Raw genomic sequence first — 22897 nt, forward strand, 5'->3', positions numbered from 1 at the left:
TCCCTATTCCTTATTCATATGCACAAAGAGAACCGTCCCTATTGTGCACAATTTTTCATTTATAGTAATATTTTCCCTCACAAATATCCTCAGCTGGACCTTCCATATCCATAGTTCCATCATCCTTAATAATTACCTGAAGTCTTCCTCCATCAATTATAACCTCTACCTCACTGTCTACTAAGTCAAGATAATGGGCCACACCACATACGCTGGTTACCCCCGTACCACAGGCTAAGGTAAAACCAGCACCCCTCTCCCAGGTTTTCACATGGACTAAACCTCTGCTAACAACCTCTACAAAGTTGACGTTGGTTTTATGGGGAAAGATTTCCATATTCTCTATAATAGGTCCAAAGTTCCTTACATCATCATCAGATAACTTATCTAGGAAGATCACAGTATGGGGAACCCCCATTAATACAGTAGTAGCTTCAAATACCTTGCCTCCCCCATGAATCTTTTGCTTAATAAAATGAGGGCCATCATGTACCACAGGTATTTCTTCCGGTTTAAAATACATTCTACCCATGTTTACCTTCACAAACTCAACTTTATGATTTGCTATTTTTACATCCACCCTGTAGATACCTGCCAGGGTCTCGACTTTGAAGTTTTCCTTATTTGCTAAGCCCTCATCAAAAACAAATTTTGAAAAACAGCGTATCCCATTACCACACATATTGGCGATGGAGCCATCACTATTATAATAGATCATCTTAACATCTGCTGCCTGGGAAGCCGCCACCACCAAGAGTCCGTCTGCTCCTATTCCGAAATTTCTATGACAGCAGCTTCTGGCCAGTTGTTGAAGTTCAACATTGTCAGGAATATCTTCTTCTTTAATCACAATAAAATCGTTGCCTGCTCCATGCATCTTTTTAAAGGGAATGAACATCTTTTCACCTCATTTAATCAATTTGCCTAGATTTTTAATCAAAAAAGTAGTTTTTTTATGACCTTTCATGTATGATTGTATTATTGTATTATAAATATAATATTATCACATATAACCATAATTTAATCAAGAATTATTAGTGAACTTCTATTAAAAAATTCTATAAAATGTAGATATTTTGGAGGGATTTATATGGCATTAGATGGTTTAGTAATTGCGGCAATGGTGGAGGAGCTTCAAAAACTCTTACCAATTAACAAAATAGAAAAGGTTTATCAGCCAGAGATTGATGAGTTATTATTACATATTAGAGCTCAAGGAAGGAATTATAAGCTTCTACTCTCTGCTGATAGCAGTTATCCTAGAACCCACTTTATTGACCACAGCAAGGAAAACCCTGCTGCTCCCCCGAACTTTTGTATGCTATTACGAAAGCACCTACAGGGAGGCAGGATTATATCCATAACCCAACCTGAGATGGAGAGAATGATTATATTTAACATTGAAAACTATGATGAGTTAAATGTACTAAAGAGCAAAAAATTAATCATAGAAATTATGGGTAAGCATAGTAACATTATTCTAGTAGATAGTACTTCTGATAAGATTATTGATTCAATCAAAAGAGTTCCCATAGATGTAAGTAGATATAGGCAGGTATTACCTGGTCTTACTTATCAAATGCCCCCTGCTGGAGATAAGGTTAATCCGTTAACTGTTGAAACTTTTGAAGAATTTAGTGATAGATTATTAAAGGATCGAAAGGATAAGATTCTAAAGGCAATTTACGGTACCTTTACGGGTATTTCTCCTCTGATATCTAGGGAGCTATGTTTTCTCAGTGATATAGAGGAAAATACCCCTCTATTAGGAGTTGAGGAAGGTAAACTGAGGGATTTATATCATTCCTTTACGTCTATAATCGAAAAGATTAAAACAAAAGCCTTTAATCCTTCCATCTATATTGACGATGCTACTGATAAGTATATTGATTTTAATGTATTAGAGCTACAGCATCTTTCCATCTATAGATTGGAAACCTTCGAAGATGTAAGTGGAATGCTGGAGACCTTCTATAGAAATCGAGATATTAGGGAAAGAATTAAGCAAAAATCCCAAGACTTAAGAAAAAATCTAAATATAAAGCTTGATAGGCTCTACAATAAGATAGAAAATCTTCAAAAGGATTTAGAAAGAGCTCAAAGGGCTGAGGAATATAAGGTTAAGGGAGATCTTATTACTTCAAACCTACATCTAATAAAAGGACGAGAGGAAAGAATCAGTGTCATCAATTATTATGATGCAGAAATGCCAGAGGTTGTTATAGAGTTGGATCAAAAGCTTAGTGCCTCTCAAAATGCCCAAAGCTATTACAAGCAATACAACAAGTACAAAACCGCTGTTTCTGAGGTCCATCGGCAAATGGATATTACTACGGATGAAATTTCCTATATAGAAGAAATTCTAATGAACATTGAGCATTCAACCCATATATCTGATTTAGAGGAAATTCAAAGGGAGTTATCGGAAGCGGGGATCATTAAGGGTAAGGGTGGAAGGAAACAAAAGGAACAAGGAAAAAAACCTAAATTTCTAAGGTACTTGTCCTCCGATGGTTACGAAATCATCATAGGCAAAAACAATCAACAAAACGACGAGATCACCTTTAAGCTGGCCAGTAAAAATGATTTATGGCTTCATGTTAAGGACATCCCTGGTTCCCATACAATCTTAAAGGTTAAGGAGGATGGTTATAGCAAAGTAGCACTATTTGAAGCCGCAACCCTTGCAGCCTATTATAGTAAAGGAAGAGAGTCTACCAAGGTGGCTGTAGACTATACCCCTAGGAAAAATGTCAAAAAGCCTTCGGGAGCTAAGGCTGGGATGGTTATTTATGATCATTATGAAACAGTGTATGTGGACGGAAGCTTAAGAGATATAAAGGGAGTTAGGGAGATAGAGTAAATTAAGAAGTTAATGTTGAATGTTGAATGTTAAATGTTGAATGTTGAATATGCACAACAGGGACGGTTCTCTTTGTACATATTACTATAATTATAAGGAATAGGTAATAGGGTTAAACCCAAAAGAAGAAGCAGACTTTCGATAACCAGTTTATATTTGAGTAGATGAGTAAAAACCTATTTCTAATTTTGTAGGTAAATAACCTACTACCTTATTGTTGAATGTTGAACTCAAGATACTTCTATAGATCAGAAGGATTTAATAAAAAGCAATATTAACTATAAAGTAGGGTAACTATTTTCATAGCTACCCCCTTATCAAACCGCACGTGCCCTACTAAGGCATACGGCTTACCAACGTGTTTTAAATGAATTAAGCATAGCTTTTTGCAGCATTTATCTTTGAAACTCGGTCAGGAGTATAATACTCTTGGCCTTTCTCTTTTAATTTCTTGATTTGTTTCTCTAATTTTGCTCTACTTTTGGCCGTTATTTTCTCCAAGTACATTTCTAAGGTGTAACCCCACATTTTGTTATAATATAACCAATGGGATGGTATAAGCCCTATCTTAACAAAATACTCATTGTTCCACTTTGAGGTCATGAGCCAGCCTTTTCTTTGACATGGATTTTTGTGTATCATTGCTACCCTTAACCTTTGCCTAACATAGGAGTCTACTGCATGTAATTCCTTGCTGAAAGCCTGTAGTATACATCTACTTTTCTGACCATATCCTTCGTTGGCTTTAACTGCCTTGTAGATATTTAGATAGTAGTTTATCTTTCCTCTTATTATTGGATTTAAGGCATCTAGCCATGCTTTGGTGCTAAGGGTTAGGCTTTTCCTTGTTTTCTCTTTTATTTTAGTTTTGAAGTCTTTGATCGAATTCTCAGTAGGTCTTACGATGAAATATGACTCTCCATCGTTCTTTCTTTGTCTCCAATGCTCAAATGTAAATCCAAGGAAATTAAAATTTTCATTGTTGAAATTAACGAATTTTGTTTTCTCCATTGATACTTCCAATCCTAAATCAGTTATTACCCTATTCGCTGCCGCACCTGCTCTTTTGATTTCTTCTTCTGTTTTTGCAAAAAGAAGAAAATCATCAGCATATCTTACAAAACGGATATTTTCCTTATCTAGTTCCCAGTCTAGTTCATTTAGGTATATATTTGCAAGTATTGGCGAAATCACCCCTCCTTGCGGAGTGCCAGATTCAGTATTATGGAATTTACCTTCTTCCATATGTCCAGCCTTTAGCCACCTCCATATCATATCTAGGACAGTTCCATCAGCTATATATTTTTCAATATCTTCATCAGTTTCTTGTGTGGTATGTTGTCAAAAAACCCTTTTATATCACAGTCATATATGTGGTTGTGTCCTGTTTCTAGATTCCAAAGAATTATCTGCATTGTTCTTTCTGCACCTAATCCTTTTCTGTATCCACATGACCATTTATGAAATATCTCATTCTCAAACTTAGGACTTATGACATTTACCACACTTTGCTGTACAATCCTATCCTCTATGGTTGGGATTCCTAATGGTCTTTTTTTACCATTTTTCTTTGGTATATATACCCTCTTTACTGGCTTTGGTACGTAGCTTTTCTCTTTTAGGGTAATTAGGAGTTTATTGATCTTCTCCTCTTCTTTTTCAGCGAAGGTTTCGAGGGTTTCACCATCAATACCTCCACAGCCTTTATTTTCTTTAACCTGTTTCCATGCTTCCATTAGCTTTCTTTCAACTAACAGCTGTCCATAAATACTATGCATTTTAAGCTTCAATTCTTGATTCATTTATTATCCTTCACCTTTCTTGTGTCCTTTCGGTTCGTTTTTACTTTCGTAGCGTTACCGTTATCATTACACATGATTAAAGCTGGGACCACTGAGGTCAGTTCCCTTCCGTTCGGTACCAGTTTGGTCTAATACCTACTTCCGTACTATGAAACTGTCTGACTTCTCTATCCGTAGCAGAAACTTCGGCTTAACCTTATATTCCACTACCCCTTACAGGCTTGTATAGAGACCTCACAGGGTCATCGCACTTTCCTTCCTAACATACCGAGCACTTTCACATGATAAACTACTTTAAATCGGCTGATTCATTGAACTAAGATTATTGACTTTCCATTTTATTCGCATGGTCGTCAGTTTACCCCGCCACCTGTGCTTCACACCTCTGCATTTCGGTCTGCTAGTCCGCCTATGGGTCTCTCGACTTTCCACGTCTCCTTCAGACAACACCTCACGATATTGCCCTAGACTAGGCTTCCTAGGTTGTATCAGCACTCCTAGGGAAGGACTTTCACCTTCGAGAACTCTTGAGCTTCCAATCTCTAAACTCGTTTTTACCATTATTGGTATCGTGGTCGCTGCTTTGACACTCAAGATTTCATAAACTTTAGTTTATGAATGTGCGACTGCCTGTCGCACAAATAAAGGCTACCATCATTGGTAGCCTTAGACTGATGAAAAACTATCATCTGCTTTGTTGTTGCAAAAAGTCAGCACTCTTACGTATTTCTGTATACGCTGCAATCGCTGACTTTTCTTATGCCTCCCATCTGCCAGCTTTTGATCAGTCTTAATCTTGAATACTTCGTCTACAATCTGAGGCTACCATCATTGGTAGCCTTTAGCTATAAATTCTCTAACATCACTGAATTCTCATCATCTGTTTCTTGTAGTCTTACCTTAACGATTTCATTTTTTGCAGTTGGTACATTTTTTCCTACATAATCAGCCCTTATGGGTAGCTCCCTGTGGCCTCTATCAATCAATACCGCCAATTGTATAATACTAGGTCTACCTATATCCACAAGGGCATCTAGGGCTGCCCTAGCGGTTCTCCCAGTATATAAAACATCATCAACGAGAATCACGGTTTTATCATTAATATCATAGGGGATAGATGAGCCGTGGATTACCGGATCAAGGTTTTCCTTAGACAAATCATCCCTATATAGGGTAATATCTAATAATCCTACTGGAATATCAAAATCCTCGAATTCCTTGATTTTTGCTGCAAGTCTTTTGGCAATGGGAACGCCCCTGGTTTTAATTCCTATAAGTATTAAATCCTTAGGGCCTTTATTCTTCTCTAAAATTTCATGGGCTATTCTAGTAATAGACCTCATTATCCCCTTATCATCAAGAATTTGAACAGTTTTACCCTCCATCAATTATTTCACCCCTTCTTTTATACTCACATATTATTGAGGATTATCTCTTATTGTATTATTTTTAATTACCCTTAAAAGCTTTTCAAAATATTCTGGAAGAGGAGCTTCAAATTCCATGTATTCTTCCCTTGTAGGATGAACAAAACCCAAGGTTTTTGCATGAAGAACCTGTCCCCTTAAATTAAACCTACTGCTTTTAGTACCATAAACTTCATCCCCTAATAGGGGGTGCTTAATATAGGATAGATGCACTCTTATTTGGTGGGTTCTACCGGTTTCCAGTTGAGCTTCTATGAAGGTATATTGAGTAAATCGTTCTACAACCTTAATATGGGTAATGGCATTTCTGCCACCATGAACCACAGCCATCCTCAGTCTATCAACAGGATGTCTACCTATGGGAGCATCTATAGTTGCCAGATTTTCTTTAATATTACCCATGGCAATTGCATGATATTTTCGTGTAATGCTGTGGTCCTTTAACTGTTGAGCCAATGATTGATGGGCTCTATCATTCTTAGCTACTACCAAAAGTCCCGTAGTATCCTTATCTATTCTATGTACAATACCTGGTCGAATAACTCCATTTATCGTTGATAATTGATCTTTACAGTGATATAAAAGGGCATTTACCAAGGTGTTCTCATAATTACCCGGTGCAGGATGAACAACCATATCTTGAGGCTTATTAACCACCAATAAGGAATCATCCTCATAAACAATATCCAGGGGGATATTTTGAGGCTTAACATCTAACACCTTAGGTGGTGGAATTTCAACCTCAATACCATCTCCTGTTTTTACGATATATTTGCTTTTTTCATGCTTCTCATTTACTAAAATCATCTCTTCTTTGATAAGTTTTTGTATATAGCTACGACTATATTCCGGGAAGGCATCGGCTAAAAAAACATCCAACCGAACTCCTTCCTCCTCTTCTGATATAAAAATCTTACTCTTTTCCATAGGCTACAGCTCCTTTGGACTAAATGAATCGTATCGGATAATTAAATAAGAGACTAATAATGCGCCAATTACAATTGAAATATCCGCGATATTAAAAACAGGCCAAATTTTAAAATCAAAAAAATCAACTACATAGCTAAATCGTATTCGATCAATCAAATTACCGATGGCCCCTGCCATAATTAAACTCAAACCCAACTTCATTGTCAAAAATAGCTTTTTATTCTTTGATATAAAAATTATAATTCCCACTACAATTAGGGTGGTGGCAAATATAAAAAACAACTTTTGATTTTGAAGGATTCCAAAGGCAGCCCCTGAATTTTCAACATATGTTAAATGAAAAATCTTCGGAATTACAGCAATACTTTCTATCGGTTTTAGGGAATTAATTGCCCAGAGCTTGGTTATTTGATCTAGTATTAAGACTATTAAAACTATTAAATATGCCACTATAAAGCCCCCTTTATGAATATTGACATTACTGATTATATCATTAAGTTAAGAAAAAAGATACTTTGTAGTATCTTTTAATATTTACTTCTATTATTTCCCCTCAGCCTTCTATCGAGGCCAGTGGTGTATAGCTGCTCTAAATATTGGTCCTCTGTTACCTTCTCAACCCCTTGAACGATTCCCGGAGCATCATCATCAAAAACCATTTGTTGATTTCCTCCTTGAAAGGAAGGGTCATTTTTGATTTCATTAAACTTCTCTACTGCTTGATAGGTATCCTCCCCATCAAATCCCGTATAATCCTTGCCATCCATATTGGTTCTAGAAAAGGGTGGATATAAGAGTTTCTCTTCTATAGGTCGTCCTCTATCCCCCTGCATAGCTTCTAAGGGGAGCTTTTCCTTTGCACAACTCATACAGATATTGGCTTCAGGCAGAATCTCTAAGCGGTCTTCTGGTATTTCTTTACCACACAGATCACAACTACCATAGGAACCTTCTTCAATTTTTCCCAATGCTCTATCAATCTCTGTAATTCTGTATCTTTCATGATTTTCTAGGTTTCCCTGCATTTCAACCATAAACATTTCTGTACCCAAATCAGCTGGATGATTATCATAGGCAGATAGTTCTTCTGTATACTCCCTCATGGAGGCATGTTTGTTATGATGTTTTTCCATTAATTCAAGGGTATTTATTGTATTGAATTTTTCATTGATTAATTTATTTTTATAGTAGTTTAGTTTATTTTTATCCACCAGTACTCCTCCTATCGATAATTTTCTATTATATCTAATAAATCAGCGATAATCCTTCCAATTACAGGTAGATTCACCCATCCCCTCATTAAATATATTAGCCCACCTAATAAAATGGTGAAGCCTATACCCATTCCAAAGCCCCTTACTAAGCCTAATAGAAAATTCATAAAGATTAAACGGCCTGGATGGTTGATCATAGCAACATACTCTGCAACTCGCATATTATCCATATTTTTTGCTAAAGCTTCCAGCCTTCTATAGGATGTTTTTTCCTTTTTATGATTTTTTTCCTCCATAATCACTCACCTTTTCAGTTCTATTTTTCCCCTCCTTAGGTTTTTTAATTAATGATTCTACAAAAAACACAAAAGGATTGGAATCTATCCTCCCAACCCTTTTAAATTAGCTCTTTAAATATTCACTTAAACTCCTAATCCTTTTCATCAAAACTTCATAATCCTTAAAATTTAGGGATTGCATCCCATCAGACAGAGCTTTATCTGGATTAGGATGTATTTCAATCATTAGCCCATCAGCTCCGGCAGCTATTGAAGCCATAGACATAGGTAAAATTAACTCCCTTATTCCAGTTCCATGACTGGGATCAACAATTATTGGAAGAAAGGTTTCCTCTTTGATTATTGGAACCACTGAAAGATCCAGGGTATTTCTTGTATAGCCCTCAAAGGTACGAATACCCCTTTCACATAGGATAATTTCAAGATTTCCTTCTGAGGCTATATATTCAGCCGCCAATAACCAATCCTCAATAGAGGCAGCCATCCCTCGCTTTAAAATTACAGGCTTATTGGTTTTACCAACCTCCCTTAAGAGGCTATAGTTTTGCATATTTCTTGAACCTATTTGAAATATATCGACATATTTATCCGTCATTTCTATTTCTCTTGTATCCATCACCTCAGACACTACAGGTAGGTTAACCTCATCTCCAGCGATCTTTAATAGCCTTAAACCTTCTTCTCCTAAGCCTTGAAAGGAGTAGGGTGATGTACGGGGTTTAAAGGCCCCACCCCTTAGTATATTCCCACCCATGGCTTTAACAGTTTCTGCAATCCTTAAAATTTGCTCTTCACCCTCGATGGCACAGGGCCCAGCAATTATGGTGGTGGCTTGTCCACCAATAATTACGTCCTTAATCTTTACTTCTTTAAAATCATTTTTATCTTTTTTCTTAATTAGTCTTAGCTCCATTATTACTCCTTCTTACTTATAAATCTCTAAGAATTTTTCTTACGATTTCCTTAGAATGCTCAGCAGCCTTTTGAACAAACTCATTAAAATTAGAGTGGGCAGAGCCGTCAGCTTTATCTGACATCGCACGAATGATTACAAAGGGAATACCATTTACATAGCAGGTATGACCTATAGCAGCACCCTCCATTTCAGTAGCAAACCCAATAAATAGCTTCCATAGCTTATCCTTAAGGTCACTATTGCTTACAAAAATATCTCCTGAAACAATTCTGCCCTTCAACACTTTATTCTTGGTTAAAACCTCATCTGCCGCCTTCATCCCCAACTGCAGGAGTCTATCGTCGGCTGTAAAGATGGAAGTATCCATTCTTGGTATTTCACCAATAGGATAACCAAAGCCTGTTACATCAAAATCATGCTGAAGAACATCAGTGGATATTACTACATCCAAGACATTCAAATCTTCGTGTATGGCCCCAGCCACACCTGTATTTATTACAGCGGTTACTCCTAGCTGTCCTATTAAAATCTGTGCGCAAACTGCAGCATTTACCTTTCCAATACCACATCTAACCAATACAATATTTTTATTTTCAAGGCTTCCAATATAAAACTCCATTTTTGAAATAATCTTGGTTTCTTTTATATCCATTTTCTCTTTTAATAATTGTATTTCCTCGTCCATTGCACCTATAATACCAACTATCATTTTCTTCCCTCCTATATATATATAATTCCCATTTAAGCTTTCGTTTTACAATCTATTTATTGGATATCATAATAATTACCATGACTATTATACAATATTTAACCTAGGAAAATAAATAAATTTAGTAAAAAATCCCGTCTAAGACGAGATTATTATAATGGATTCTATTAAATTTCATCAATATCCTTTAAAACAGCCTCTAGTTGAGCTTCAAGAAGGGTCTTAAATCGCGTTTTAAATATTTGTATTTGCTTTTTTAATTCATTGGATTCTTTTTTTATATTATCAGCTTCTTGGTTGGCTTTTGTAATGATTTCTTTACCTTTGTTTTCAGCCTCCTGAATAATTACCTCAGCCTTTTTATGGGCATTTGCCCGAACTTCTTCTGCTGTGTTTTGTGCAACTACAAGGGTATTTTTTAAGGTGTCTTCTATGGTTTTGTACTTTTCAATTACTTGATTCGTGTTTTCGATACTTTCCTTTAATTCACTATTTTCTTTGTATAGCTTTTCATAATCAATCATCACTTGATCTAAAAACTCATCAACTTCATCTTCCTTATAACCCCTGATACCCTTTTTAAATTCTTTGTTTTGAATATCCAATGGCGTTATCATCCTTACACCTCCATTACATTGGTATTTTATATTTAAGCTTAATTCTTCCAGATTTAGTCTTTCCAAGGATCTCAACGATATCAGCCCGACCACTGCCCCTAACAGAAAGGGAGTCATTGCAGTTAACTTCATAGCTCACCTTGGTTATGATTTCCCAATTTATCTTTACCATTTCCTTTTCTATCCTAGATTGGGCGTTAGCTCTAGATAAATTAAAGATTTCTGCAATTACTGCATCTAATCTAAGGGATGATACATTACCAATTCCCTCTTTGTATTCAATATGAGGGATTACAATTTCACTTAATTGAACTTCCCTGACCATTACCTTGCTTTTTCCAACTTGATTGAGATTAAACAATATGTAATCCTTCATATCTCTATGGAGTATAATATAACCCTTTATTAACTTAGAATCATCATTGATTAGAATATCGCCTATTTTTTCCCTTTTAATTCCCAATCCTAGAATTCCTCCAAGAAAATCCCGATGATTACATTTGAAGAACTGATCATTACTGGTGATTTCAAGGGCAGCTAAGGGTAGTTCAATATCCTCACTACTTAAATAGTCGGGGTGGATTAAAACTACCTTTCTTTCTGCTCCTTCATAGCCTCCATAGGAAAAGTGGCAAATTCTATTTATTCCGACGAGAACTTCACGAATTTTCTTCTCGTAATAAGGACTTAAAAAGTCCGTACTCTTCACTTCATGCTTTTTCAAAACCCCATTAACCTGATCTAAGACCTTAATTAGGGTCTGTTGCAGTTGAGGGTCCTTTATATGTTGAATATACTTCTCTTTGTCCTGCAAACTCTGTCACAACCTTTACAAAAACCTCAATAGGGTGCTAAATATTATTTGCATCAAAAATATGGCTACTATTGGTGAAAAATCAATCATTCCTTTGTAACCAAATACATTATAAATTAAGTGTCTAACAGGTCCAATTATTGGCTCGGTAACCGCATAAACCAACTGAACAATAGGATTTCTTGGATTTGGATTAATCCAACTCATTAAAACCCTTACCAAAATTAAGAAATTAATTATTCTAAATAAATAATACAAGGCATTGATTACATCTACTCTAGTAAACAAAACATCACTCTCCTATTATTTCTGCCAGGGAAATACCCCTTTATTCTTTAATTCATCCTTAATATTACCAGATATATCTACATTATTGGGTGCCAAAATAAATATTCCTTGAGAAACTCTTTGAATGTTGCCATCAATAGCATAAATTGCTCCATTTAAAAAATCAAAAAACTTTTTGGCTAAATCTGGTTCAACACTTTCTAAATTTATAATAACAGGCTTCCTGTTTTTTAAACTATCAACAATACTTGAGGCCTCTTCGAAGCTAACAGGCTCATAAATTACGACCTTCATTTGTGTTTTAGTATGAATATTAACAACCTTATTTTTCTTATTATTGACCATCATTAAGTCTTCCTGCTGAATCTCTACTTCTTCATTTAGATCTTCTTCCTCATCAAATACATCCAACCCAATAAAGTACTTTACCTTATCCATAATTTTACCTGACATTCTTATCTCCTCCTTATTCTAAGCTTCTGTTGTAAAGATGGCACTTCCAATACGAACCATGTTGGCTCCTTCTTCAATTGCCACCTGAAAATCATTTGACATACCCATTGATAAATAACTCATGCTAACTTGATTTAAAGGAATTTTTTTAATTTCTTCAGATAGATTCCTTAATCCTTTAAAATATTTTCTTGTAGCCTCAGGATCTTCAACATAAGGTGCCATTGTCATTAAGCCCATAACCCTTAGATACTTAAATTCATCGAGTTTTTTTATAAAGCTCTTAACCTCTGTGGGCTCTAATCCATGCTTAGAATCCTCTCCAGAAATATTTACTTCAACTAAACAATTAATAGGTCGGTTTATTTTAGCCGCCCTTTTTTCAATTTCTTCTGCTAAAGACAGTGAATCCACAGAATGAATAAAGTCTACCTTATCAACTATATACTTAACTTTATTTTTTTGAAGGTGACCGATCATATGCCATCTAACAGCGTCCCCCAGCTCTTCATACTTTTTAAGGAGCTCCTGAACTCTGTTCTCTCCAATATCGGTTATACCTTGGCTTATAGCCTCCTTGACTTCCTTTACTGTAACAGTTTTGGTGACAGCAATTAATGTAATATCCTCTATATTTCTTTCAGCATTATCAGCGGCTTGCTGGATTAACTGATTTACGACTTCTAGATTCCTTTCTATATTCAAAAGCAAAATCCCTCCTTACTTTACCTTCTGTCCATCTAAGACTCCTTCACCCTTCATTAAAATCTCATCATATAAATATATGGTATTAATTCGATCTACCTTATCAGTTTCATCATTGGCTTCTTCAAAGTAACCATCATATAAAATAGAAAAGCCAGCATTCTGCCCTTTGACCTTTATTGGAACAAATCTAGCAAAACCATTTACATCAATTCTGAACACTCCTGGAGTCCCTTGATTTACTACTATAGCAGTATTAGGAACTATGGCTCCCTCAAAGGAGGTTTTGATAATATCCACCTCAATACTTCTAACATCTAAAGCTCCTTCCATGGATTCATTTAAATCAAATATCAGGATTGCATCTTCCTCTTGTGTTGTAATACTTCTAAGTATTGATTGGTATTTTCGATCATTGGTATGATTGCGAATATAATATTGGTTTCCAGCTTCAAAGCCCTCAGCATCTTGAGGACTTAGTTTGAGAAAGATACTCCATTTATGATTCTGTACAATTCTGATAGTTGGAATTTTTTCCTCTGATTCTTTATCCTTAATTTGCTTTTCTGAGTTTAATAGTAGGTCAAAGTCCTTAGATGTGATGCTTTCAATGGATCTTAAATTAATGATATCTTCCAAACCATCACTTCCAAAGGTAACAAAACCTGGAATATCACTATAGACTACTTGGTAGTTACTCCTTAATCTATCCTCCAGCTGCTTTTTCCTCTCTAATAATTCATTTGCATTTTTGCCTCCAAAGCTATTATCGCCAGAAATTAGATTTTTCTTTTCAGCAAGAACCTCCAGCTGATTTTTATAGGAATTAATATTGCTGTAGTCTCCTAGGTTAATATCCCTTTGGATTTGCTGTAGATATTGATTTATTTCCTGATTGATTTTTTCAATATCCTTTTCAAATATTTCCTCCTCATTTAAGGTACTATTATTTATGTTTTCAAGTCTTAGGTTAATTATTTCCAATTCTTCTATAGTTTTTTCATCAAAACTCTCTAAATATACCTCTGCAAGCTTCTGACCCTTTGCAACTCGCTGCCCTGAGTCCACAAAATACTTCACTTCACCCTCCCCCAGAGTTCTATAAACCTTCTCATCACGGGCGATATAGGCTTTTGCCGATAGAACAAGTTCAATTTTATCATGCTCTACAATATAGGTTTCTAGTCCTGATGCTCCATACAATGGGTATACTCTAGATAACAGATATAGACCAATGATGGTAATCATAATTAATTTTCCAAAAACTCTTCTTTTTCTTTTACTTCGTTTTTTTATTTTAGTTGGTTGCAATTAAACCACCTTCCATCATTACTACTACTGTATATTAATTCTTCACCCATAGGAAAACTCCTTCATGGATTGAGATATTTTATTCGTCCTATAGACCTAAATCCAATATTTTTCTTAATAAATATCTAAGCCCCTACTACTTTGTAGGGGCTTGTGGTTATGGTTTATTTATAACCAAGTAAAAAACCTTCCATACCGACTAATAATTTTCATTTTTTTTATTGCCGATACCTCAAGATTTTTTACACCATGGGATTTAGTTATGATAGATATACTATTTTTTTGTTTTATGACGCCTAAAACGATTCCTGAAATAGATGCAGAATCTTCTAGTTTTATTTTTACTTCATCTCCAGACATGATTTCTAATGAGCCCAACATAAAATGCTTCACGTCCACTTTTTCCAAATCTTCTGCCTGAAGGTTTTTATGATCAAGAAAAATAATATTATTTTTTAGGTAATACCTTTCTTTAACTACAGTAAAGACATAGCCTATTATAGTTGTTGTCAATAAGGTAATTGAAATAAGCATTAATACATCTATTAGCATAAAATCACATCCTTGTGCTAATTCTTTTCCATATATTATATCATATTTATTCCAAGAAGATGAATTAAGAAACCGTTTTATTTTTTAAGTATAATGGAAATTAATGAAGGGACAGATTTACTGTCATCAAATTAAAAAATCCCAACCTATTTAGGATGGGATTCTTCATCATAACTGGTCTGGCTGACAGGACTTGAACCTGCGACCTCCAGACCCCCAGTCTGGCGCGCTACCAAACTGCGCCACAGCCAGCTATTAATGCTACAAATAATATTTTATGGTGAAACAGTAAAAAAGTCAAGACTTTTTTAGAGTTGTAATCAGCTATATTCCTCCACTTTATCTAGTTTATGCATTGTTATATCAAAATATCCATATATAGCAATAATTATAGGTGTTAACCAGCAGATTACTGCATAGGGTCCGTAGCTTAGGGGACTTACCCCTAAGACTGATAGTACAAACAATCCCCCACTATTCCATGGCACCAATGGAGAAGTTAAGGTGCCTCCCCCTTCTAATGTTCTAGTTAAGTTTTTCAATTGAAGATTTTTTTCTCTATAGGATTCTCTATACATCTCACCAGGAATAATCACAGACATGTATTGATTACCACCAAAGATGTTCAGGAAAACAGAGGTTAAAAGAGTTACCGTAATTAAGCTACCTATTCTATAGGTGAATTTTAGAAATGTATTCACTATGGCCTTTAGCATACCTGTGGTTTCCATTATACCACCAAAAGCCAATGCCAATATTCCTATAGCTACTACATTATACATGCTTGATAATCCACCCCCTGAAAGCAGTTCATTAATCTCAGGAATTTCTGTCTCAATCATAAAGCCATTATAAACCGTCTGATAAAATTTTTCTAAGGTCTGTCCTTGAATGAATATCTGAGTCAATCCACCTAATATTAAGCCTGCTGTTAAACTTGGTATCGCAGGCACTTTATATATTACCATAACAATAACCACTAAGGGTGGTATAGCCAATAAAGGAGATAAGTTAAAATGATTTTTAATTACCTCTTGATATTTAATAACCTCGATTCCAATGTCTGCTTCTTTAACTGAAAATAATCCTAATAGCGTATAAAAAAGCAATGCAATTAAAAAGCTTGGCACAGTGGTATAGAGCATATGCTTTATATGGGTAAAAAGCTCCACATCTAAAAGAGATGATGTTAAATTAGTAGAATCTGACATTGGTGAAAGTTTATCTCCAAAGAAGGCCCCAGAAACTACCACCCCAGCAATGATAGGTTCAGATATTCCTAAACCATATCCTACACTGATAGCTGTTACTCCTATGGTGCCGATGGTCGTCCAGGAGCTTCCTGTTATCACTGAGGTTACACAACTTAGTATTAATACTATTGGTAAAAACCAGGCTGGTAGCAATAAGTCAAATCCTATGTAAATAAGGGCTGGAACCATACCACTACCTATCCATACCCCAATTAGCATACCGATTATTAACATGATGATTAAGGCAGAAATGCCCTTATTGATACTATTGATGAGTCCATTGGAAATTTCCTTCCAAGAAAATCCCAGAAAATATCCCAATAATCCAGCCGCTGCTGCTCCAAGAAACAAAGAAAAATGTGGCTGGCCATCATAAAGAAATACTGAAAAATAAAGAGATATTCCTACGATCATTATTGGAACCAAAGATATCAAAGCTGAAGGATTTCTTCTTTTATTAGATTTATGCTGCAACTATAATCCCTCCTAAAATTCTTCTATAGTAAGTACCTACCCGACATCCTCTAATATAAACAATACAAAAGCTCCAGTATGATTACTGGAGCTAGTATTATTACTAGAGCTTACTTTGATAACACAGAATCCAAGGTGTAGACTATAATCCCCTATAGGATAATGGCAATTAATCCTCCACTACCGTCGTTGATGATTTTTTGTAGCGTTTTTTGTAGCTTGATTCTTGTATCTTCAGGCATCATTTGAAGCTTATTTTGTAGCTGCTCCTTAACTAAATCATGGAGGGATTTTCCAAACATATTGGACTCCCATATTTTTTCAGGATTCTGCTCAAATTCTTCTAATAGATATTTTACCAGCTCTTCACTTTGCTTTTCAGTACCTACCACAGGAGAAACCTCAGTGGCTATATCTGCCCTTATAAAATGTAGGGATGGTGCATTGGCCCGAAGCTTAACACCAAATTGATTTCCATGTCTAAATATTTCTGGCTCCTCTAGGGTTAGTTCATCTAAGGCAGGTGGAACAAGACCGTAGCCTATATCCATTACATCCTTCAATGCCTTTTCTACCTTATTATATTCCTTCTTTGCCTTGGCAAGCTCCATGATAAGAGCAATCAAGTGGTGATCTCCCTCAATGGTGTACCCGGTTTTCTCTTCTAAAACCTTATAGAATAGATGATCTGAAGTAGCTAAGTCAATGTTGGCTGAGCCTTCTCCCATTTTTATATTATCTAAAGATACCCTTTTGATGTTTTCGATTCCCTTAAGCTGCTCCACCATACCATTTATATCCCTTAGACGTCTCATATTTCCAGCTGCTTCCTTTATTTCATCAAATATGGATGCCTTTAACCAATGGTTGGATTCTATGGTTTCTAACCAGCCTGGTAAATTGATATTAACCTCTGTTACTGGGAATTCAAATAATACCTCTTCTAGAATCTGATGAATTCCATTCATATCAAGCTTAGCACAATCTTTAATAATTACTGGAACCTGATATTTTTCCTCTAAGCTATACTTTAGGGATATGGTTTCTTCAGCCTCTGGTGTTCTTGTATTCAGTAGCATAACAAAGGGCTTTTTGATTTCCTGTAGCTCACTAATCACCCTTTCCTCAGCCTCAATATAATTTTCCCTTGGAATATCTGTAATAGAGCCATCTGTTGTTACAACTAGACCAATTGTTGAATGTTCTTTAATAACCTTCCTTGTTCCAATTTCTGCAGCTTCCTCAAAGGGTATTTGCTTCTCAAACCAAGGTGTGTTAACCATTCTAGATTTTCCATCCTCCTGATGCCCTATTGCGCCCTTTACCAAGTATCCTACACAATCTATCATTCGCATCTTGAAGGAGGCATTTTCCTTCAGAGTTAATTCAACGGCCTCATTGGGAACAAATTTTGGTTCTGTAGTGGTTATGGTTCTCCCAGTACCACTTTGAGGCAATTCATCCTTAGCCCTTTCTTTTTTATAGGCATTTTCTATATTGGGTAGTACAAATAAGTCCATTACTCTTTTTATTAAGGTTGATTTTCCAGTTCTAACCGGTCCCACTACCCCTATATAAATATCTCCCTGTGTACGCTGGGCTATATCCCTGTAAATGTCATAATTTTCCACGCTCTTTCCCTCCTTTTTGGCATTTATGATTTTATTTTTTTATACATGTCTAACATTATAAATATATGATTGGTACATGAATTTATGCCTAATCTCCATCTTTAAACTGCTTAATACTTTATATTTTCTGTAGGAGGTAAATATGCCAAATAAATAAAAGCTTGAGGAATTTTTCCTCAATAATGTTAAATGTTGAATGTTGAATGTAGAATTATTGAGAAAATTTCCTTCCAGAAATTTTATTATTTAAAAACATTTGCTTAGATGTATTTCAATAAAAAAGCCTAATCCTTTCAGATTAGACTTTTTAGTTCTATTTCACCAATTGATATCTGTATTCACAACCTCTTCCATCTCATGGGTTTTATCCCTAGACATTAGATTGGTTACAGCATCCCTTGCATCAATTTCATTATTAATTACCTTATAGATTTCTTCTGTTATAGGCATTTCGATGTTGTAATTTTTCGCAAGCTGATATGCAGCTTTGGTGGTTGTGATTCCTTCCACCACCATTCCAACCTTACTCAAGGTTTCCTCAAGAGAATTCCCTTCCCCTAGAAGTATCCCAGCCCTTCTATTTCTACTATGGACACTTGTACAGGTTACAATTAAATCTCCAATCCCTGTCAGTCCTGCAAAGGTGGCCAAATTAGTCCCCATTTTGCTACCCAATCTAGCGATTTCCCTAATTCCCCGGGTCATAAGGGCTGCCTTGGCATTATCTCCATAGCCTAAACCATCGGATATTCCGGCTCCAAAGGCTATAACATTTTTAAGGGCTCCACCCAGTTCAACCCCTGTTAAGTCTGGGTTTGTATATACTCTAAAGCTAGGGGTTATAAATACATCCTGTACAAATTCAGCAGTTTCTCGGCTTTCAGAAGCTACTACAACAGTGGTGGGCATCCCTTTGCAAACCTCTTCTGCATGGGATGGGCCAGAAAGGCAAACAAAGGGATTCCGAGGTAATTCTTCCTTTATTACCTCTGATATCCTCAATAGGCTGTTAATCTCGATTCCCTTAGCTGCATTAACAATTATTTGATGATCTTTAATATAAGGCCTTCCATTATGTATAACTCCCCTTACAGCTTGGGAAGGTACTGTAGTGAGGATTAAATCGGCATCAGCTAAGGCACCTTCTAAATCTGTAAAGAGCTTAATTCCTTCAGGAACCTTAATACCAGGTAAATATTTAGTATTTCTGGTATCAGTGATTTCTTGATGCTGCTTTTCATCCCTCATCCAAAGATTAACCTTGTGACCCTTTCCTTCTAAAAGAATGCCTAGGGCAGTACCCCAGCTTCCAGCTCCAAGTACGGCGATCTTAATAGAATTCAATTATAGTCCCCCCTTCATTTTTGAACCAGCAGTTATTTTATTTTCTGTTCCCTTCAATAGTCTTTGAATATTTGCCCGATGTCGATATACAGCCATAATTGCTAAAACCAAACCAAATATAAAATAATTTCTTCCATAGAAATATAAAATTATGGGCAAGATACTAATTGCTGAAACAGAAGCCAATGAAACATATTTAAATTTAAAAAGGATAACTAAACCAAAGGCAATACAAATGGTTGCGGATAAAGGCTGTACCATGAATACCACTCCTATTGATGTGGCAATACCCTTACCTCCTTTAAATTTCAGAATAACTGGCCAGTTGTGACCGATAATTGCAGCGGCTCCACAAAGCAAAGCCAAATTTGTGCCTCCGTATCTTTGTCCTATATAGACGGCCAATACCCCTTTAAGGGCGTCGCCAATTAGGGCTAAAGCTCCTGCCTTAGCACCCAAGGTTCGATATACGTTGGTGGTACCGGCATTTCCGCTACCATGTTTTCTGATATCAATCCTTCCATATATTTTACCTACAATAAAGGAGGTTGAGAAATTTCCAAGAAAATACGCTATTAAAATCAGCATCAAGTCTCTCACTTTAACGATCCCCCTTATCCTTTTCCCTTAACATAAATCGAATTGGTGTACCTTCAAAGCCGAAGTTTTCTCTTATTTGATTTTCTATATATCTAAGATAAGAAAAATGCATTAACTCCTTATCGTTGATAAATAAAACAAAGGTTGGAGGTTTAACAGCAGCCTGAGTTCCATAGAAAACCTTTAATCTTTTTCCTTTATCAGAGGGTGGCTGATTTAATAGCACCGCCTCTCCAATAATCTCGTTTAGAGTACCAGTAGGAACCCTCATGGCATTTTGATTGGAAACAAATTTAATGGTTTCTAAGAGTTTATTCATTCTTTGGCCTGTAAGGGCAGAAATAAATATAATGGGTGCATAATGTAAATAGGCCAGTTCTGTACGAATTTCCTTAGTAAATTTATTCATGGTATGGGTATCCTTTTCAATTAAGTCCCACTTATTAACTACAATAATCATACCCTTACCATTTTCATGACTGTAGCCAGCGATTTTTTTGTCCTGCTCCGTAACCCCTTCCTCAGCATCAATAACCAATAAACATACATCGGCCCTTTCTACTGCAGTAAAGGATCTAATAACACTATACCTCTCAATATTTTCCTTAATCTTACTCTTTCTTCTAATCCCGGCAGTATCTATTAGTAAATAATGATCCTCCCCGTCAGTAAAGGGGGTATCAATGGCATCTCTGGTTGTTCCGGCAATATCACTTACAATCACTCGATCCTCACCAAGTATTTTATTGATAATAGAGGATTTTCCTACATTGGGCTTACCGATAATAGCAACCTTTATTACGTCATCCTCCTCCTGGTTTTCATCTGGATTTGGGAAGTGCTTGACTACTTCATCCAGCAAATCTCCAATGTTATAGGCAGCAGTGGCTGATGTTTCCACCATTGACTCCATACCCAACTCAAAAAAATCATAGTAATAGGGAGAATGCTCCTTAGTATCCACCTTATTAATTGCCAATATAACAGGCTTATTCGCCTTTCTTAGCATGGATGCAACCTCTCTATCGGTGCCAGTTAAGCCTTCCCTTCCATCCACCATAAAAATAATTACATTGGCTGTTTCAATTGCGATTTCAGCCTGTCTACGCATTTGAGAAAGAATTGTCTCCTTTGACTCTGGCTCAATCCCACCTGTATCTATCAGAGTAAAATTGTAATTTAACCACTCCACTTCAGCGTAAATCCGATCTCTTGTAACACCAGGATGATCCTCTACTATAGAGATTCTTTTTCCTGCAACTCGATTAAATAGTGTGGATTTACCTACATTAGGTCTTCCAACAACTGCTACTACTTGTTTTGCCATTTTCATCCTCACCTCATATGTTCTCAATTATAAAGCCTGTTAATAAAAGCCTCACCATCCACTGGAACAACTCTTATTGTTGTATTTAATGCTGTCTCCAGCTCTGATACTGTCATATCATCAAGAAACACTTCTTCTCCTGACTTTAAAAGGTTTTCTCCAATAAAGATTTCATCTCCAAGCTGAAGGGTCCTGAGGGTATTTAAAATATCCACCCCCGTTAACAATCCACTTACAGAAACCTGTCCACCAAAATAATGATTATTTACACATACAACTTCGGTGGTTAACATGCTAATCTTATGATTGATTTCCTGACTGATGGACTTCATATAGTCACAGGCCAAGTTACCCGTTACAATGGTTATACGTTTCTCTTTAGAAAGTATATCCTCTGCTTTGTTGAGGGCTTCCATTGCTTCATCCCGAAATTTTCTTAGCATCCCTACACCATTTTCCAACTGTGGAAATCCTTCGTAGGCTTCATAGGCAGGTATGTCAACCTCCGCCAAGATATAGAACTCATCTGATAAATATACAAAGCTGCTATCAATCTTATTTTGGAACTTTTTTTGCCAGCCTTCTATTTGTCTTATAACCCCTTGGGCTGAAGCTTTATCATAAGCCCTAAGCTCCGTAAGCTCTTCTCTAAATCTCGTTAAACCCACCGGTACAGCTGCAACGCTATTGATGGAGTAGGAGAGTTTTCCTAAATCCTTCAGTGTTCTATCCAACTCTGCTCCATCATTAAAATCAGGGCATAGAACGATTTGACAATTCATTTCTATATCGTTATCAGCCAACAGGGTTAGGAGCTCCAGAATATTTGAAGCAAACTTGTTGTTAAGGATTTTTTTCCTCAGCTCACCATTGGTGGTATGGACTGACACATTTATTGGGGTTATCCTATATTTAATGATTTTGTTGATATCCTCTTCCTTCATATTGGTTAAAGTGATATAATTCCCATGAAGAAAGGACATCCTCGAATCATCGTCCTTAAAGTAAAGACTCTCCCTCATATTGGGTGGTAGCTGATCAATAAAGCAAAAGATACATTTATTTTGGCAGCTCCTCATATGGGTCAATAAAGGATTTTCAAAGTCAATGCCTAAATTCTCATCATAGTCCTTTTCTATCTCTAAAACCCATTCTTCTCCGTTGGACTTTTCAATAGCTACCTCTAAGTACTCGTCAGCAATATAGAATTTATACTCAATTATATCTTCTATTTGATTCCCATTAATTGAAAGGAGTATATCCCCCACCTCTAAGCCCAGCTCTTCAGCGATACTTCCGGCTTCAATATGACTAATTACGTTTTTTCCGCTAATTTCCTTCAAGGTTACACCTACTTTTAATAATTTT

23 protein-coding genes, 1 tRNA gene and 1 pseudogene are annotated in these 22897 nt (G+C 36.1%); 1 reads left to right on the forward strand and 24 read right to left on the reverse strand.

Going from position 1 to position 22897, the window contains the following annotated elements:
* Positions 1 to 55: 55 nt before the first annotated feature.
* Complete coding sequence (gene dapF / locus F8153_RS00940) at positions 56 to 898, reverse strand: diaminopimelate epimerase (protein WP_151864473.1); 843 nt, start codon at positions 896 to 898, stop codon at positions 56 to 58.
* Positions 899 to 1090: 192 nt separating this feature from the next.
* Here dapF and F8153_RS00945 point away from each other — a divergent pair, with 192 nt between their 5' ends.
* Positions 1091 to 2863 carry an Rqc2 family fibronectin-binding protein gene (locus F8153_RS00945; protein WP_151864474.1) on the forward strand — a complete coding sequence of 591 codons (1773 nt, stop codon included), beginning with the start codon at positions 1091 to 1093 and terminating at the stop codon, positions 2861 to 2863.
* Between the two features lie 372 nt (positions 2864 to 3235).
* On the opposite strand, the gene F8153_RS16350 is transcribed toward F8153_RS00945, so the two are convergent.
* The 23 genes and pseudogenes from F8153_RS16350 to F8153_RS01050 form a co-directional block, all read right to left on the reverse strand.
* Positions 3236 to 3874: a group II intron maturase-specific domain-containing protein gene (locus F8153_RS16350; RefSeq protein WP_408608747.1), complete on the reverse strand. Its 639-nt coding sequence runs from the start codon at positions 3872 to 3874 to the stop codon at positions 3236 to 3238.
* Positions 3872 to 4665 (reverse strand): annotated as a pseudogene (gene ltrA / locus F8153_RS16705) (group II intron reverse transcriptase/maturase); the annotation flags it as partial. The gene F8153_RS16350 and the pseudogene ltrA, both read right to left, overlap by 3 nt.
* Before the next feature lie 845 nt (positions 4666 to 5510).
* Positions 5511 to 6050: a bifunctional pyr operon transcriptional regulator/uracil phosphoribosyltransferase PyrR gene (gene pyrR / locus F8153_RS00955; RefSeq protein WP_151864475.1), complete on the reverse strand. Its 540-nt coding sequence runs from the start codon at positions 6048 to 6050 to the stop codon at positions 5511 to 5513.
* A gap of 33 nt (positions 6051 to 6083) precedes the next feature.
* Positions 6084 to 7019 (reverse strand): RluA family pseudouridine synthase, encoded by a 936-nt coding sequence (locus F8153_RS00960; protein ID WP_151864476.1) that lies wholly within the window; start codon positions 7017 to 7019, stop codon positions 6084 to 6086.
* A 3-nt stretch (positions 7020 to 7022) separates the two neighbouring features.
* The gene (gene lspA, locus F8153_RS00965) at positions 7023 to 7472 is read right to left on the reverse strand and encodes a signal peptidase II (protein WP_151864477.1); all 450 of its coding nucleotides are present in this window, start codon (positions 7470 to 7472) and stop codon (positions 7023 to 7025) included.
* Positions 7473 to 7549: 77 nt separating this feature from the next.
* The gene (locus F8153_RS00970) at positions 7550 to 8233 is read right to left on the reverse strand and encodes a TraR/DksA C4-type zinc finger protein (RefSeq protein ID WP_151864478.1); all 684 of its coding nucleotides are present in this window, start codon (positions 8231 to 8233) and stop codon (positions 7550 to 7552) included.
* 11 nt (positions 8234 to 8244) lie between these two features.
* Positions 8245 to 8532 carry a DUF5665 domain-containing protein gene (locus F8153_RS00975; RefSeq protein ID WP_151864479.1) on the reverse strand — a complete coding sequence of 96 codons (288 nt, stop codon included), beginning with the start codon at positions 8530 to 8532 and terminating at the stop codon, positions 8245 to 8247.
* Positions 8533 to 8638: 106 nt separating this feature from the next.
* A complete protein-coding gene (gene aroF / locus F8153_RS00980; RefSeq protein WP_151864480.1) occupies positions 8639 to 9448 on the reverse strand; it encodes a 3-deoxy-7-phosphoheptulonate synthase in 810 nt (269 codons plus the stop codon).
* A gap of 16 nt (positions 9449 to 9464) precedes the next feature.
* Entirely contained in the window at positions 9465 to 10160 is a 696-nt protein-coding gene (locus tag F8153_RS00985) for a 5'-methylthioadenosine/adenosylhomocysteine nucleosidase (RefSeq protein ID WP_151864481.1), read from the reverse strand.
* 167 nt (positions 10161 to 10327) lie between these two features.
* Positions 10328 to 10777: a DivIVA domain-containing protein gene (locus F8153_RS00990; RefSeq protein ID WP_151864482.1), complete on the reverse strand. Its 450-nt coding sequence runs from the start codon at positions 10775 to 10777 to the stop codon at positions 10328 to 10330.
* A gap of 13 nt (positions 10778 to 10790) precedes the next feature.
* Positions 10791 to 11591 carry a YlmH family RNA-binding protein gene (locus F8153_RS00995; protein ID WP_151864483.1) on the reverse strand — a complete coding sequence of 267 codons (801 nt, stop codon included), beginning with the start codon at positions 11589 to 11591 and terminating at the stop codon, positions 10791 to 10793.
* 15 nt (positions 11592 to 11606) lie between these two features.
* A complete protein-coding gene (locus F8153_RS01000) occupies positions 11607 to 11879 on the reverse strand; it encodes a YggT family protein (protein WP_151864484.1) in 273 nt (90 codons plus the stop codon).
* Between the two features lie 15 nt (positions 11880 to 11894).
* The gene (locus F8153_RS01005) at positions 11895 to 12332 is read right to left on the reverse strand and encodes a cell division protein SepF (protein WP_151864485.1); all 438 of its coding nucleotides are present in this window, start codon (positions 12330 to 12332) and stop codon (positions 11895 to 11897) included.
* Positions 12333 to 12350: 18 nt separating this feature from the next.
* The gene (locus F8153_RS01010; protein ID WP_192929590.1) at positions 12351 to 13037 is read right to left on the reverse strand and encodes a YggS family pyridoxal phosphate-dependent enzyme; all 687 of its coding nucleotides are present in this window, start codon (positions 13035 to 13037) and stop codon (positions 12351 to 12353) included.
* 15 nt (positions 13038 to 13052) lie between these two features.
* Complete coding sequence (locus F8153_RS01015; protein WP_151864487.1) at positions 13053 to 14348, reverse strand: HlyD family efflux transporter periplasmic adaptor subunit; 1296 nt, start codon at positions 14346 to 14348, stop codon at positions 13053 to 13055.
* A 168-nt stretch (positions 14349 to 14516) separates the two neighbouring features.
* Positions 14517 to 14900 carry a hypothetical protein gene (locus tag F8153_RS01020; RefSeq protein WP_243136854.1) on the reverse strand — a complete coding sequence of 128 codons (384 nt, stop codon included), beginning with the start codon at positions 14898 to 14900 and terminating at the stop codon, positions 14517 to 14519.
* 175 nt (positions 14901 to 15075) lie between these two features.
* A tRNA-Pro gene (locus F8153_RS01025) sits at positions 15076 to 15152 on the reverse strand.
* Between the two features lie 68 nt (positions 15153 to 15220).
* Entirely contained in the window at positions 15221 to 16627 is a 1407-nt protein-coding gene (nhaC, locus tag F8153_RS01030; RefSeq protein WP_151864488.1) for a Na+/H+ antiporter NhaC, read from the reverse strand.
* Between the two features lie 152 nt (positions 16628 to 16779).
* Complete coding sequence (spoIVA, locus tag F8153_RS01035; RefSeq protein WP_151864489.1) at positions 16780 to 18258, reverse strand: stage IV sporulation protein A; 1479 nt, start codon at positions 18256 to 18258, stop codon at positions 16780 to 16782.
* 318 nt (positions 18259 to 18576) lie between these two features.
* Positions 18577 to 19602 carry an NAD(P)H-dependent glycerol-3-phosphate dehydrogenase gene (locus F8153_RS15890; protein ID WP_192929591.1) on the reverse strand — a complete coding sequence of 342 codons (1026 nt, stop codon included), beginning with the start codon at positions 19600 to 19602 and terminating at the stop codon, positions 18577 to 18579.
* On the reverse strand, positions 19603 to 20202 hold the full coding sequence (gene plsY, locus F8153_RS15895; protein WP_192929592.1) for a glycerol-3-phosphate 1-O-acyltransferase PlsY: 600 nt from the start codon (positions 20200 to 20202) through the stop codon (positions 19603 to 19605).
* Position 20203: 1 nt separating this feature from the next.
* Positions 20204 to 21529, reverse strand: a complete 1326-nt coding sequence (gene der, locus F8153_RS01045) for a ribosome biogenesis GTPase Der (protein ID WP_151864490.1) — start codon at positions 21527 to 21529, stop codon at positions 20204 to 20206.
* A 23-nt stretch (positions 21530 to 21552) separates the two neighbouring features.
* Positions 21553 to 22872, reverse strand: a complete 1320-nt coding sequence (locus F8153_RS01050) for a DUF512 domain-containing protein (RefSeq protein ID WP_151864491.1) — start codon at positions 22870 to 22872, stop codon at positions 21553 to 21555.
* Between the last annotated feature and the right edge of the window lie 25 nt (positions 22873 to 22897).

It is taken from the genome of Alkaliphilus serpentinus (genome assembly GCF_009017255.1).
Taxonomy (GTDB): Bacteria; Bacillota; Clostridia; order Peptostreptococcales; family Natronincolaceae; genus Alkaliphilus_D; species Alkaliphilus_D serpentinus.